The sequence below is a fragment of the Rhizobium yanglingense genome (assembly GCF_977109285.1).
In genome coordinates this window covers 133,077-147,532 of sequence record NZ_CDSAWY010000004.1, presented here as the reverse complement: position 1 = coordinate 147,532, position 14,456 = coordinate 133,077, and the positions used below count along the sequence as shown (strand labels likewise).

The 14,456-nt window shown below is 60.8% G+C and carries 9 protein-coding genes and 2 pseudogenes; 6 read left to right on the top strand and 5 right to left on the bottom strand.

Going from position 1 to position 14,456, the window contains the following annotated elements; genetic code table 11:
• On the bottom strand, positions 1 to 1,476 hold the full coding sequence (locus ACW4PC_RS05555) for an NAD(P)H-hydrate dehydratase (RefSeq protein ID WP_455873103.1): 1,476 nt from the start codon (positions 1,474 to 1,476) through the stop codon (positions 1 to 3).
• 345 nt (positions 1,477 to 1,821) lie between these two features.
• On the opposite strand from ACW4PC_RS05555, the pseudogene ACW4PC_RS05550 reads away from it, so the two are divergent.
• From ACW4PC_RS05550 to hspQ, 3 genes and pseudogenes are all read left to right on the top strand, one after another.
• Positions 1,822 to 2,163: pseudogene (locus ACW4PC_RS05550) on the top strand (P-II family nitrogen regulator).
• 74 nt (positions 2,164 to 2,237) lie between these two features.
• Positions 2,238 to 3,651, top strand: a pseudogene (gene glnA / locus ACW4PC_RS05545) (type I glutamate--ammonia ligase).
• Positions 3,652 to 3,801: 150 nt separating this feature from the next.
• The gene (gene hspQ, locus ACW4PC_RS05540) at positions 3,802 to 4,131 is read left to right on the top strand and encodes a heat shock protein HspQ (RefSeq protein ID WP_022715579.1); all 330 of its coding nucleotides are present in this window, start codon (positions 3,802 to 3,804) and stop codon (positions 4,129 to 4,131) included.
• 116 nt (positions 4,132 to 4,247) lie between these two features.
• On the opposite strand, the gene ACW4PC_RS05535 is transcribed toward hspQ, so the two are convergent.
• A complete protein-coding gene (locus tag ACW4PC_RS05535; RefSeq protein ID WP_039844866.1) occupies positions 4,248 to 4,889 on the bottom strand; it encodes an invasion associated locus B family protein in 642 nt (213 codons plus the stop codon).
• 271 nt (positions 4,890 to 5,160) lie between these two features.
• On the opposite strand from ACW4PC_RS05535, the gene ACW4PC_RS05530 reads away from it, so the two are divergent.
• Both ACW4PC_RS05530 and ACW4PC_RS05525 read left to right on the top strand, forming a co-directional pair.
• Complete coding sequence (locus tag ACW4PC_RS05530; protein WP_455873102.1) at positions 5,161 to 6,963, top strand: extracellular solute-binding protein; 1,803 nt, start codon at positions 5,161 to 5,163, stop codon at positions 6,961 to 6,963.
• 97 nt (positions 6,964 to 7,060) lie between these two features.
• On the top strand, positions 7,061 to 7,732 hold the full coding sequence (locus tag ACW4PC_RS05525) for a DsbA family oxidoreductase (RefSeq protein WP_455873101.1): 672 nt from the start codon (positions 7,061 to 7,063) through the stop codon (positions 7,730 to 7,732).
• 6 nt (positions 7,733 to 7,738) lie between these two features.
• Here ACW4PC_RS05525 and mfd read toward each other — a convergent pair whose 3' ends face one another.
• Complete coding sequence (gene mfd, locus ACW4PC_RS05520; RefSeq protein ID WP_455873100.1) at positions 7,739 to 11,245, bottom strand: transcription-repair coupling factor; 3,507 nt, start codon at positions 11,243 to 11,245, stop codon at positions 7,739 to 7,741.
• Positions 11,242 to 11,559 (bottom strand): FAD assembly factor SdhE, encoded by a 318-nt coding sequence (locus ACW4PC_RS05515; RefSeq protein WP_455873613.1) that lies wholly within the window; start codon positions 11,557 to 11,559, stop codon positions 11,242 to 11,244. The genes mfd and ACW4PC_RS05515 overlap by 4 nt, the downstream gene beginning before the upstream one ends.
• 91 nt (positions 11,560 to 11,650) lie before the next feature.
• On the opposite strand from ACW4PC_RS05515, the gene recG reads away from it, so the two are divergent.
• Positions 11,651 to 13,756 (top strand): ATP-dependent DNA helicase RecG, encoded by a 2,106-nt coding sequence (gene recG / locus ACW4PC_RS05510; protein WP_455873099.1) that lies wholly within the window; start codon positions 11,651 to 11,653, stop codon positions 13,754 to 13,756.
• On the opposite strand, the gene ACW4PC_RS05505 is transcribed toward recG, so the two are convergent.
• Positions 13,712 to 14,443 carry a DUF502 domain-containing protein gene (locus ACW4PC_RS05505; protein WP_455873098.1) on the bottom strand — a complete coding sequence of 244 codons (732 nt, stop codon included), beginning with the start codon at positions 14,441 to 14,443 and terminating at the stop codon, positions 13,712 to 13,714. The two genes, recG and ACW4PC_RS05505, sit on opposite strands and share 45 nt — an antisense overlap.
• Positions 14,444 to 14,456: the final 13 nt, after the last annotated feature.

Genomic DNA, 14,456 nt, shown 5'->3' with positions numbered 1-14,456 from the left:
CTAGAACGGCTGGACATGGGCCACGAGATCTTCGGCCGTCAGGCCCTTGCCGGCGCGCTGCCCGGCTTCGCCATGGAGGTAGACGCCGAATGCAGCAGCCTCGAATGCGGGCAAACCCTGCGCCAGAAGCGCCCCGATCACGCCGGAAAGGACATCGCCTGAGCCAGCCGTCGCAAGCCAGACCGGTGCGTTCGTGTTGATCAGAGCCCGGCCATCCGGCGATGCGATAACGGTATCGGCGCCCTTGTAGACGATCGCCGCGTTGGCGCGCTGTGCAGCCGCCTGCGCTTTGTCGACCTTGCTGAGCCTCTTGTCTGCCGCGATATCCGGAAAGAGGCGTGCGAACTCGCCTTCATGCGGCGTCAGCACGAGATGCGGCTCGCCTTCCGCAAAGAGGTTGAAAAGCTCTCGCGGGTCGTCCTTGAACGACGTAATGCCGTCTGCGTCGAGCACGAGATGGCGACCGCTGAGCGCGGCGGTGAAGTCTCTTGTCGTTGCACCGATCCCGAAGCCTGGTCCGAGGACGAACGTCTGCAAGCGCTCGTCGGCCAGCCAGTCGCGCAAGGCCATCCCGTCATCGATAACATGCAGCATGACAGCCGTCAGATGGGCGCCGTTTTCAGCCATCGCGTCCCTCGGCGCGGCGATGGTTACGAGACCGGCCCCGGCTTTCAGCCCGGCCATCGCAGACATCCGCGCAGCACCTGTTTTACCCGCGCCGCCTGAAAAAACAGCAAGATGTCCGCGCTTGTATTTATGCGTCTCCAGTTTCGCAGAGGACAGCAGGTGCGCCCATTTTACCGGAGTGTTTTCGGCAATCATTCCGGACGAATGAGCCTTGATGATGCGCGCCGGAATGCCGATGTCGGCAACCTCGACGCTGCCGCAAAGCTCCCTGCCCGGCATCAGCAAGTGGCCGGGTTTGCGGGTCATGAACGTGACCGTGTGGGCCGCCTTGAATGCCGCACCCAGCACCTCGCCGCTGCGGCCGTCGAGCCCGGATGGCAAGTCGACGGAAATCACGGGAACCGCAGCGCCGGTCACCTGCTCGATGACGGAACGCACCTGCGGCGGCACATCCCGTCCGAGCCCTGCCCCGAAGATCGCATCAACAACAACATCGCCCGGCCCCGGGATATAGACAGAGAGCGGCTGCGAGGCGAGCGCGCATTCGGCCTTTGCCCGCGCGGCATCGCCGTGAAGCCTGGCCGGGTCGCCGAGATGGAAGACGGCAACCCGGGCGCCGCTTTCGGCAAGCCGACGGGCCGCGACATATCCGTCGCCGCCATTGTTGCCAGGGCCGCAGAGAACGGCGAAGCGCAGTGCGCCGGGATACAGCCGAAGCGCGGCACCCGCGACGGCCGCCCCCGCGCTCCACATCAGCCCAAAAGAGGCGATGCCCGATTCGGCCGTGGCGGCATCGACGGCAGCCATTTCTGCAGGCGTAAGGAGTAGGTCATCCAGTTTTTCTGCCATGCGCCATTCAATTCAAAAAACGCCTAAAAAACAACCGGATTTACGATCTCTTCTGCAGCTTAATTTTAAGTCATTTGCCTAATTTTAGGGCATTTGCCGTGCGGCGGATGCAATGAGAGCCCCTCCGCATAATTCCTGCTTTTGCTCGATTTTTGAATTTCCGATAGCGATCCCAACCGCTTTTGCTGGAAAAAATGCCTCAAAATGCGCCGCGAAGCCGCGAATTCGGGGGGAATTGCCATATTTTTTCGCTCTCCGGCGTTGCGAACTGGCACGATACCTGCATCATGTCTCGCGAGCGGCAATTTGCCCGCTTTAACGGGAGAAGCGGAGAGTCATTTTCTCATGAAAAAGATCGAAGCGATCATTAAGCCTTTCAAGCTGGACGAGGTGAAGGAAGCCCTTCAGGAAGTCGGGCCTGCAGGGCATCACTGTCACGGAAGCCAAGGGCTTCGGCCGCCAGAAGGGCCATACGGAACTTGTATCGCGGTGCTGAATATGTCGTCGACTTTCTGCCCAAGGTGAAGGTCGAGGTCGTACTCGCCGACGAGAATGCGCGAGGCCGTCATCGACGCGATCCGCAAGGCCGCGCAGACCGGCCGAATTGGAGACGGGAAGATCTTCGTATCCAACGTCGAAGAAGTTATTCGAATCCGTACCGGCGAGACCGGCATCGACGCTATCTGACGGCAGTGCTCGCCCGACGCTGGCGACATTTATTCGCATCGTCAATCATCGTCAACTGAACAGGGAAGATTGTCATGGCGACCGCGAACGAAATTCTTGAAGCAGATCAAGGACAACGACGTCAAGTTCGTCGATCTGCGCTTCACCGACCCCAAGGGCAAACTGCAGCATGTCACGATGGACGTTTCCTGCGTCGATGAGGACATGTTCGCGGACGGCGTCATGTTCGACGGTTCCTCGATCGGCGGCTGGAAGGCCATCAACGAATCCGACATGGTGCTGATGCCGGACACGGAAACGGTTCACATGGACCCGTTCTTCGCCCAATCCACCATGGTCATTGTCTGCGATATTCTCGACCCGGTTTCGGGCGAAGCCTATAACCGCGACCCGCGCGGCACGGCCAAGAAGGCTGAGGCCTACCTCAAGGCATCCGGCATCGGCGACACGATCTTCGTGGGTCCGGAAGCTGAATTCTTCGTCTTCGACGACGTGAAATACAAGGCTGATCCCTACAATACGGGCTTCAAGCTCGACAGCAGCGAACTGCCGTCGAACGACGACACCGACTACGAGACCGGCAACCTCGGCCACCGTCCGCGCGTCAAGGGCGGCTACTTCCCGGTTCCGCCGGTCGACAGCGCCCAGGATATGCGCTCGGAAATGCTGACGGTGCTTGACGGAAATGGGCGTCGTCGTCGAGAAGCACCACCACGAAGTGGCCGCCGCCCAGCACGAGCTGGGCATCAAGTTCGACACGCTCGTCCGCAACGCCGACAAGATGCAGATCTACAAGTACGTCGTGCACCAGGTCGCCAACGCCTACGGCAAGACAGCTACCTTCATGCCGAAGCCGATCTTCGGCGACAACGGCTCGGGCATGCACGTGCATCATGTCGATCTGGAAGGGCGGCAAGCCGACCTTTGCCGGTGATGAATATGCCGGCCTTTCCGAAACCTGCCTCTACTTATATCGGCGGCATCATCAAGCATGCCAAGGCGATCAACGCCTTCACCAATCCGTCGACCAATTCCTACAAGCGTCTCGTTCCGGGCTACGAAGCACCGGTGCTGCTTGCCTATTCGGCCCGCAACCGCTCGGCCTCCTGCCGCATTCCTTTCGGCTCCAACCCGAAGGCTAAGCGCGTCGAGGTCCGCTTCCCCGATCCGACCGCCAACCCGTATCTCGCTTTCGCCGCCATGCTGATGGCCGGTCTCGACGGCATCAAGAACAAGATCCATCCCGGCAAGGCCATGGACAAGGATCTGTACGATCTGCCGCCGAAGGAATTGAAGAAGATCCCGACGGTTTGCGGGTCGCTGCGTGAGGCCCTCGAAAGCCTCGACAAGGACCGCAAGTTCCTGACTGCCGGCGGTGTCTTCGACGACGATCAGATCGACGCCTTCATCGAGCTGAAGATGGCAGAGGTGATGCGCTTCGAGATGACCCCACATCCGGTCGAATACGATATGTACTATTCGGCTTGATCGCTCAGCGGAAGGCTCCGGTTCCGCCGGGGCCTTCCTTCCTTGTCACTGAGGCTGATGGCGACATGACACTCATGTGACGAAGACCCGCAAAAATCTTGATTTGAGCGGGCCCAATCACCAGATCAGGTGATGAAAGGAAGTCGTACCATGAAAGAAAGAGTAGCAAAGTTCAGTATCGGTGAAGTGGTCCGGCACAAGGTTTTTCCGTTTCGCGGCGTCATCTTCGATGTCGATCCGGAATTCGCGAATACGGAAGAATGGTGGAATTCGATCCCTCCCGACGTCCGCCCTGACAAGGACCAGCCCTTCTACCACCTGCTCGCGGAAAATGACGAAAACGAATATGTCGCTTACGTCTCCGAGCAGAACCTGGTGAATGACGAAAGCGGCATTCCGCTTCGCAATCAGCAGGTTTACCAGATTTTCGATCAAGCGCCGTCTGGCCAGCTCAAACCCAAGATGAGCTTCGCCCACTAAGACGCGCAATCGATTATGATTTTAAACCCCGCTCCGGCGGGGTTTTTGTTTGCCGTAACAACAAAAACCCGGCGCGGGTGCCGGGTCCTTGTTCATTCTCTTGCCACCTGGCAGGATTACTGCGCCTTAGCTGCGTTCTGCGCGTCTTCGAGCTTCTTGCGGGCTTCTTCAGCCTTCTTCTGCATGCTGTCCTGCAGGCTCTTCTGGCTTTCGGCGAGCTTGTTCGGCGAAACGGCTTCGCCATCATAGGCGCCGGTAAAGCCTTCGAGCGAAATCTTGATCGGGTTCGGCGCGCGGCGGAAGTTGATCGACGTGAAGATCACGTCGCTGCCCTTCTTGAGGCCGGCGATCATCGCATCTGTCAGCGGGATTTCGGCGGTGCACTTGTCCGGCAGGCAGACGGCGTAATCGAGCTTCTGCCCCTTGTTGTTATCGACCTGCATCATGATGCCCGGCGGAATCAGGCGAGCGGTCGGTACGGATACCTGCAGAATCTTGCGGTTGACCTTGCCGGAGATGCTGATAAGGCCGACAGCCGTGACGAGCTGGCCGCCGTTGGCGAGGATCAGGTTCTGGACGACGCAGATATCGTTGTCTTCCTGCTTGCTGCAGGTCTTGTACCAGCCAAGGCGCGGCGCGCCGGCAGCCTGTGCGGGTGCATCCTGCGCGAAGGAGGATACCGGGGCCGAAGCGGCGCCGAAAGCTACTGCCAGAACGGACAGAGCTGCCCGCAATTTCTTATCAGACTTGAACATCATAACGGATTCTGTCTCCTGATACCCATTCGGGACCGCGATCTGCCGTCCTCTCCAACCGGGGTCATTCGGCATTCCACCTCTAAAAACATTAAGGCAAATGCATGTCCCCCAAAACCCGGGACCACCTGTTACATTGAGGTGATCCAGATATCCAGTATTTCTTTGGCGATTTCTGGATGGGCCGAAAGATTTCGGCATGTGAATGTTCGATTTCCTGCCGTGCATGATAGTCTTTGGCCGAATCGTGCCTTTTGCCGGAAAGGATTTGAGCATGCTCCGGGTTGTTTTCCCTCTTGCCTTTACGCTGTTTTGCGGCGCCGTTGCTGCAAGCCCGCTGCATGGTATCGCCATGCACGGAGAACCTGCCCTGCCCCCGGATTACAGGCATTTTTCCTACGTCAACCCGGACGTGAAAAAAGGCGGCAAGATCACCTACGGCGTCGTCGGCACCTTCGATAATCTCAACCCTTTCATCCTGAAAAGCATGCGGACGACAGCGCGCGGCATGTGGGATCCGGACTATGGCAATCTCGTCTACGAATCGTTGCTGCTGCGCTCCCGAGACGAACCTTTCACTCTCTATGGACTGCTTGCGGAAACCGTCGAATGGGACGAGGACCGCACGTTCATCCAGTTCAATCTCAATCCGAAAGCCAAGTGGTCCGACGGCCAGCCGGTGACGGCCGACGACGTCATGTTCTCCTTCGAGTTGCTGCGCGACAAAGGACGCGTGCCCTTCGCGAATCGTCTCAGCCTTGTCTCCAAGATGGAGAAGGTCGGCGAGCGCAGCGTGCGCTTCACCTTCAACGACAAGGCAGACCGCGAAACGCCGATGATCTTTGGGCTTTTTCCAGTCCTGCCCAAGCACGCCATCGATCCCGAAACCTTCGACCGGACGTCTCTCGTGCCGCCGCTCGGCTCCGGCCCTTACAAGATCAAGACGGTGAAGCCCGGCGAGAGTATCACCTATGAGCGCGACCCGAACTATTGGGGCAAGGATATCCCCTCCAAGGTCGGCATGGACAATTACGACCAGATCACCGTTCAGTATTTTCTTCAGGACACGACGCTCTTCGAGGCCTTTAAGAAGGGCGATATCGACGTCTATCCCGACGGCAGCCCCGGCCACTGGGCGACCGCCTATAATTTTCCGGCGGTTTCTTCCGGTGCCGTGATCAAGGATACATTCCAGTCGAAGCTGCCGAGCGGCATGTTCGGCTTTGTCTTCAACACGCGACGGCCGCTCTTCGCAAACATCAAGGTTCGGGAGGGGCTCTCGCTGATCTTCGACTTCGAATGGGCAAACAAGACGCTCTATTCCGGTGCCTACAAGCGCACGCAGAGCTTCTGGCAGAATTCGAAGCTTTCGAGCTTCGGCGTTCCGGCCGACGCCCGCGAACTCGACATGCTAGGCCCGCTCAAAGACAAGATCGACCCTGCCATCCTCGACGGCACCTACAAGCTGCCTGTGACCGATGCTTCCGGACGCGACCGCACTGTGCTGAAAAAGGCAGTGCAGGTGCTGAAGGAAGGCGGCTATTCGATCCAGGGCGGCAAGATGGCGGATGCCAGCGGCAAGCCGCTTGCCTTCGAGATCATGACGCAGAATGCCGATCAGGAGAAACTTGCGATTGCCTTTCAGCGTTCGCTCCAAACCCTGGGCATTGCCGCTTCGGTCCGCACTGTGGACGATTCGCAATATCAGAGCCGGACCAATAGTTTCGACTATGATGTTATTCTAAAATCTTATGTGTCGTCGCTCTCGCCCGGCAACGAGCAGCTTTCCTATTGGTCCTCGGCTGCGCGCGACCGCGAGGGCAGTTCAAGTTTCGCGGGCGTTGCCGACCCAAATGTCGATACGTCGATCAAGCATATTCTTACCGCCCGCTCCGACGAGGATTTCACAGCCGCCGTCAGGTCGTATGACCGATTGCTGCTTTCCGGCCATTATGTATTGCCTCTCTACCATATCGACCAACAATGGGTCGCACGCAACAAGCGGCTCGGCCGTCCCGACGCTGTGCCGCTTTACGGCTACCAGCTTCCGGCCTGGTGGGATCAGAGCGTGCAATAAGCCTGCCGGAGCCGGTTCCTTTTTCCTGCCTGGTTGAAGTCGGACGCGTCAGGGCATAGATGGCGTGGAAAGCCTCGGACCGATGAAAGGAACCACCATGCAACGCATCACCATCGACGTCGTATCAGATGTCGTCTGCCCCTGGTGCTATCTCGGCAAGGCGCGGCTTGAGCTTGCTATCGCGGAAGTGCAGGACGAAGTGGGCGTCGACATCAACTGGAGGCCCTACCGCCTCAATCCCGACTATCCGCCCGAAGGCGTCGATCAGAAGGAAGCGCTGGAGCAGAAGCTCGGCGGCGCCGAACGCGTCGCCCAGGCCCACAAGATGCTGACCGACTTCGGCCGCGAGGTCGGCATCAATTTCGACTTCGAAGCGATCAAGATCGGGCCGAATACACTCGATGCGCACCGCCTGATCCATTGGGCGATGGTGGAGGACCGCGAGAAGCAGGACCGCGTCGTCAACGCACTCTTCAAGGCGAACTTCGAAGAAGGCAGCAATGTCGGAGACCACGCCGTATTGCTCGACATCGCCGAGCAAGTCGGGCTCGACCGTGCTGTCATCGCCTCCCTGCTTGCTTCGGATGCCGACCGCGACCTGGTGATTGCCGAGATCGAGGCGGCCCAGAAGATGGGTGTCAACGGCGTCCCCTTCTTCATCTTCGACCAGCAATACGCTGTCAGCGGCGCTCAGACGCCGGACGTGCTGGCAGGCGCGCTTCGCGACATCGCCAGGGCGAAGGCGGAAGCGCGCACCGGGCTGAACTGACCGGCCCTACGGCTTTGCCATTTCGGCCAGCTGCGTCATGACGACGGCCGCGCCCTGCAGCCGCTTTTCCGGCGTCGGCAGGTCGCGGGTCAAAAACACGCTGTGGTCCGGGCGGATCTTCGCCATCGTGCCCTGCTTGGCGATGTACCCGACCAGGTTTGCCGGGTTCGGGAATTCCTTGTTGCGGAATTGGACGACCACACCCTTCGGGCCGGCGTCCAGCTTTTCGACATTGGCGATGCGGCAAAGCGATTTGATGTAGACGATCTTCAAAAGATGCTGCACCTCGATCGGCATCGGACCGAAGCGGTCGATCATTTCGGCGCCGAAGGCATCGATCTCCTTGAGCTCAGTGATCTCGCCGAGGCGACGATAGAGCGCCATGCGCAGATGCAGGTCCGGCACGTAGCCGTCCGGGATCATCACCGGCGTCCCGACCGAAATCTGCGGCGACCAGCCGGTATCCTGAATTTCGTCAACGCCCTTCACCTCAGCGACCGCCTCTTCCAGCATCTGCTGGTAAAGCTCGAAGCCGACTTCCTTGATATGGCCCGACTGCTCCTCGCCCAGAAGGTTACCCGCCCCGCGGATATCGAGGTCGTGGCTGGCGAGCTGGAAGCCGGCGCCGAGCGTATCCAGCGACTGCAGCACCTTGAGGCGACGCTCCGCGGTTGCCGTCAGCACCTTGTTGACCGGCAGCGTGAAGAGCGCGAAGGCGCGGACCTTCGAGCGGCCGACGCGGCCGCGGAGCTGATAGAGTTGCGCCAGACCGAACATGTCGGCGCGGTGGACGATCAGCGTGTTGGCTGTCGGGACATCGAGGCCGGATTCGACGATGGTCGTCGAAAGCAGCACGTCGTAACGGCCCTCGTAAAAGGCATTCATGACGTCTTCGAGTTCGCCCGCCGGCATCTGACCATGGGCGACGGCAACCTTCAGCTCGGGAACATCCGACCGCAGGAAGGCATGCACGTCCTCGAGGTCCGCCAAGCGCGGACAGACGTAGAAGCTCTGGCCGCCGCGATAATGCTCGCGCATCAGCGTCTCGCGGATGACGAGGCTGTCGAAGGGCGAAATGAAGGTGCGCACCGCCATGCGGTCGATCGGCGGTGTTGTGATCAGCGACAGCTCGCGAACGCCGGTCATCGCCAGCTGCAGCGTGCGCGGGATCGGCGTTGCCGAAAGTGTCAGCACGTGGACGTCGCTCTTCAGCTCCTTCAAGCGTTCCTTGTGCTTCACGCCGAAATGCTGCTCCTCGTCGATGATGAGGAGGCCGAGATTGGCGAATTTGATGCCTGCGCCGAGCAGCGCGTGCGTTCCGACGACGATATCGGTCTTGCCCTCGGCCACCTCCTTCTTCGTAAGAGCGAGTTCTTTCGCACCGACAAGGCGCGAGGCCTGCTGGATACGCACCGGCAGGCCACGGAAGCGCTCGATAAAGGTCTTGAAATGCTGCCGCGCAAGCAGCGTTGTCGGTACGACCACAGCGACCTGAATACCGTTCATCGCCGCGATGAAGGCGGCGCGCAGCGCAACTTCCGTCTTGCCGAACCCGACGTCGCCACAGACGAGGCGATCCATCGGGCGCCCGGCGGCAAGGTCGCCGCGCACAGCCTCGATGGCATTGTCCTGATCTTCGGTCTCATCGTAGGGGAATCGGGCCGCAAACTCGTCGTAAAGCCCTTCCTGTGTCATCAGCGCCGGCGCGTGGCGGGTCAAACGCTCGGCCGCAATTCGGATCAGCGCGTCCGCCATGTCGAGCAGGCGCTTCTTGAGTTTCGCCTTGCGCATCTGCCATGCGCCGCCGCCGAGCCTGTCCAGCTGGGCTTCGGTTCCCTCACCGCCATAACGTGACAGGAGATCGATGTTTTCGACCGGCAGGAAGAGCTTGGCGTCATCGGCATATTGCAGCTCTAGACAGGCGTGCGGGGCGCCGGCCGCCTCGATCGTCTTCAGGCCGACGAAACGGCCGATGCCGTGTTCGGCATGAACGACGATCGAACCTTCGTCGAGACCCGCAACCTCCGAAATGAAGTCGGCAGCGCGCTTGCGGCGCTTCGTGCGGCGAACCATGCGGTCGCCGAGAATGTCCTGCTCGCCGATGACGATGAGGTCACCCATCTCGAAGCCCGACTCGAGGCTGAGCACGGCTGCCGCTGCCTCGCCCCTGTCCAGCGAATCGACGGCCTTCAACGCTTCGATCGGCTTGACGCGTTCCAGGCCATGTTCGTTCAGCACCTGCAGCAGGCGTTCAAGTGAACCTTCCGTCCAGGCGGTGATGAGAACCTTCGCGCCACCTGCGCGCCTTTCGGCGATATGCTTGACGACAACATCAAAGATGTTGACGCGCTCGGCATTGCCGCCGCCTTCGGCATTCGCCCGCGCCCAGCGTTCGCCCTGGCGCGCACCGATATTGACGACGCGCCTTGCCTCGCCCTCGTGCTCGTTGAAGGGCGAAATCCGCATGGAATTGAACGCATCCAGAGTCTTCGCAAAGATTTCGCTGTCGAGATAAAGCTGACCGGGCGTCACAGGCTTATAGGGTGTTCCCTGCGCCATCTGGCCCTTGACCTGCTGGGCTGAGTTCAGGCGGGCATCGAAGTAGTCGAGAACCAGCTTCGAGCGCTCCTCGGCGGCCTCACGCACGGTATGATCCGTGACCATCCGAAAACCCTTCAGGTAATCGAAGACAGTCTCCAGCTTCTCGTAGAAGAGCGGCAGCCAGTGCTCCATGCCGGGATAGCGGCGCCCTTCGGAAACGGCAAGATAGAGCGCGTCGTCGCGGGTCGCGGCACCAAAAGCCGAGAGATAATTCTTGCGGAAGCGGCTGATCGTATCCGGCGTCAGCGTCACTTCGCTCATCGGGTTGAGATCGAGAGAACGCACCTGACCGGTCGTGCGCTGGCTTGCCGGGTCGAAGCTGCGGATACTTTCCAGCGTGTCGCCAAAGAAATCGAGACGGACCGGCTCTTCGGAGCCCGGAACGAAAACGTCAAGGATGCCGCCGCGCACCGCATATTCGCCGACCTCGCGCACCGTCGCGACCCGGTCGAAGCCGTTGCGCTCCAGACGGCCGGCGAGGTCGTCCATACGCACCTGGTTGCCGGGGCGCGCCGAGAATGCCAGGCTCTCGATCACATCTTGCGGCGCCACCTTCTGCAGCATTGCGTTGACGGTAACGAGCACGATTGCCGCATGTGGCTTCTTGCGATGGGCGATCAGGCCGCTCAGTGCCGCCAGGCGGCGGGCCGAGGTATCGGCGCTGGGAGAAACGCGGTCGTAGGGCAGGCAGTCCCAGGCGGGCAGCGTAAGAACCGGAATGTCGGGCGCGACAAAGCCGAGCATTTGCTCCAGGTCGGCCATGCGCTGCCCGTCGGAAAGCACATAGGCGACCGGTCCGCCAGCGCGTGCCAATTCGGCGAGCAAGAGCGGTTCCAGGCCGGACGGCACATTGCCGATCGTCAGCGGCTCGGCGGCGGCTGCGAGCTTGCTTGCATCAAATCCTGGGATCATTCCGGCTTCCTGGATGCGGTGTCGGCCGGGTATTCGAAATCCGGCTTGAAGGCTGCGAGGCGTTGGAACATCGGCGTTTGAAAGCGCTCCGGCACGGGCCATGTGCCCATAACCCAGCGCAGAAGGTCGTTATCTTCCTCGCCCATAATGGTTTCGAGCTCGTCGAGCTCTGCTTCGGACAGCGTCGCCACCTCGGCTTCGGCGAACTGGCCGAACACCAGATCCATCTCGCGCAGCCCGCGATGCCAACAGCGGAACAATATGCGGCGGCGGCGCGGGTCGAGACCGGCACTCGAGAGTGTCACACCTGTCATGGCATCACCTTCCTGTTGATGCGCCTCTATAGCCCCTCGAAAGCGGCTTGTCAGCCTTGCCAATGCCCTATTCTTCATCGCATTTTGCAGCATGCGCCCCACCATCCTCGATCCTTTGTTTTCCCCCGTTTCGGCTCTTTCGGGCGTCGGCCCGAAGATTGCCGAGCTGCTGGTGAAACTGCTTGGACGCGAGACACCGGACGATACGCGGATCATCGACCTACTCTTCCATGCGCCGCATTCGCTGATCGATCGGCGCAACCAGCCGGGAATTGCACGCGCGCCGCAAGGTGCGATCGTGACGATCACTGCGCGGGTCGATCGGCACCAGCCCCCGCCGAGGGGCAAAAGCAATATCCCCTACCGCGTCTTCCTGCACGACGAGACGGGCGAACTCAGCCTCGTCTTCTTCCGCGGACAGGCGGCATGGCTGGAAAAGCAGCTTCCGATCGACGAGGAGGTCACCGTCAGCGGCAAGATCGACTGGTTCAACGGCCGGGCAACGATGGTGCATCCGGACTACATCGTAAAGGCAGGCGATACGGAGAGCCTGCCGCTCGTCGAGCCCGTCTACCCGCTGACCGCCGGGCTCTCACCGAAAACGCTGCACAAGATCATTGAGGCGGCGGTGCTGCGCATGCCGGAACTGCCGGAATGGATCGATCTTTCGCTGGCGCAGGCACAGGGGCTGCCTTCGATCGCCGACAGCTTCCATATGCTGCATGAACCGCGCGATCCAACCGACGTCGATCCGCAAGCCCCTGCCCGCCGAAGGCTCGCCTATGACGAATTCCTTGCCGGACAGTTGTCGCTCGCGTTGGTACGCCAGCGTCTTCGCAAGGTCCCCGGGCAGCCGGTCCATGCCACCGGCAAAATCAGCGGGAAGATCCTGCAGGCGCTGCCCTTCTCGCCCACGCGCAGCCAGACGGAAGCAATCGCCGACGTCCTGAAGGACATGGCTGGCGAAGACCGCATGCTGCGACTGCTGCAGGGCGATGTCGGCTCCGGCAAGACGCTGGTGGCGCTGATGGCCATGGCCGCGGTGATCGAGTGCGGCGGACAGTCCGTTCTGATGGCTCCGACCGAGATTCTCGCGCGTCAGCACTACGCGACGATCTCCAAATTCGCCGCTTCTGCCAGTCTCGGTATCGAGGTGCTGACGGGCCGCACCAAGGGACGTGAGCGCGACGATATCCTGGGACGCATCGCTTCCGGCGAGGCCCAAGTCATCATCGGCACGCATGCGCTCTTCCAGGAGAGCGTCAACTACAAGAACCTAATGCTGGCAGTCGTCGACGAGCAGCATCGCTTCGGCGTACACCAGCGGCTGCGGCTGACGGCGAAGGGGATCTCGCCGCACATGCTGGTGATGACGGCAACACCCATTCCGCGCACGCTGGTGCTCGCCGCCTTCGGCGACATGGATGTCTCGAAACTCACCGAGAAACCCGCCGGCCGCAAGCCGATCCAGACGATAACCATACCGAGTGAACGGACCGGGGAAATCATCGAGCGGCTGCAAAGCGCGCTTGCCGAAGGCAAGAAGGCCTATTGGATCTGCCCGCTGGTCGAGGAATCCGAAGAGCTCGACCTCATGTCCGCCGAAGAGCGGCATGCGACGCTGGTCTCAACGCTCGGACCGGGCATCGGCCTCATCCACGGCCGCATGAGCGGACTGGAGAAAGATGCCGTGATGATGGCGTTCAAGAACGGCGAACTCAGACTGCTGGTGGCGACGACCGTCGTCGAAGTGGGCGTCGACGTGCCGGATGCGACGATCATGGTGATCGAGCATGCCGAACGCTTCGGTCTCGCGCAGCTCCATCAGCTTCGCGGCCGCGTCGGCCGTGGCGACGAAGCTTCGACCTGCATCCTGCTCTACAAGGGCCCGCTCGGCGAAACCGGCCATGCGCGGCTTTCGATCATGCGGGAGACGGAGGACGGCTTCCGGATTGCCGAAGAAGACTTGAAACTGCGCGGCGAAGGCGAACTGCTCGGTACCCGCCAATCCGGCACGCCCGGCTTCCGGATCGCGAGCCTCGAAGCGCACGCCGACCTTCTGGAGATCGCCCGAAGAGATGCCGCCTATCTGATCGAGCGCGACCCGGAACTCACGAGCGAACGCGGTTCCGCGTTCCGCACCCTGCTCTATCTATTCCGGCGCGACGAAGCGATCCGCTTTCTTCGCGCGGGCTAGCAGTCTCGGTTTTCCCGGAACCGCCGGTTCCTTGGACGGCTTGGCCGGAAAGTCTGGCGCCACGAGGCCGCCGGAGACGAGCAGCTTGGCGCCGTCTTCCGCGCTCATGTCGAGCACGACGATCTTTTCGCGCGGCACGAAGATCAGAAATCCCGCGGTCGGTATTGGCGTCGGCGGCAGGAACACACTCACCATATCCTGGCCCATCGCATTGAACTTCGAAGCGATCTCGCCTTTTGCATCGGTTGCGATGAACACCAGCGCCCAGAGGCCGGGGCTCGGATACTCGATGAGGCCCACCTTCTTGAAGGAATTGCTGCGTTCCTCCAGCACCGTCTCGAATATCTGCTTCACGCTCTTGTAGATGCTGCGCACCAGCGGCACGCGGCGTACCACCGACTCGCCGAACTGGACGATGGTCTGGCCGATGAGGTTCTTGCCGAGAAAACCGATGATGGTGATGAAGATCATCGCGATCACCAGGCCGGAGCCGGGTACGGCGAAATTCAGGTAGCTGGCCGGATCGTAACGCGCGGGAATGTAAGGCTTCACCCAACTGTCAGCCCACCGTACGACGGACCACGTGAGCCACAGCGTGATCGCAATCGGAGCACAGATGATAAGGCCCGCAAGGAAGTTGTTTCTCATGCGGGTCGCTATCGGCAATCGGGGCAGTTTGTGCGTCATCGCTCGCGATGAA